The organism is Pseudomonas sp. AC083 (assembly GCF_979253165.1).
Window position 1 is genome coordinate 1 of the sequence record NZ_CEEDDH010000181.1, and the last position, 263, is coordinate 263.

The 263-nt window shown below is 45.2% G+C and carries 1 protein-coding gene; it reads right to left on the bottom strand.

What is annotated here, in order from left to right; all coding sequences use genetic code 11:
* The coding region (locus AC0IXA_RS27635; RefSeq protein ID WP_471814938.1) for an AAA family ATPase at window positions 1–263 on the bottom strand (263 nt) is incomplete at both ends.

The following is a 263-nucleotide window of genomic DNA, read 5'->3' on the forward strand; positions in this document are numbered from 1 at the left end:
TTTCAACAAAGTCAGAACCCGAAATTGTGAAAAAGGGTACTTTTGCTTCGCCGGCAACAGCCTTAGCAAGCAACGTTTTACCTGTACCTGGCGGTCCAACCATAAGTACACCCTTAGGTATACTACCACCTAATTTTTGGAATTTAGACGGGTCGCGCAGGAAGTCCACCAATTCGGTAACGTCTTCTTTTGCTTCATCACAACCAGCAACATCGGCGAACGTAGTTTTGATTTGATCTTCGCTCATTAGACGTGCTTTGCTC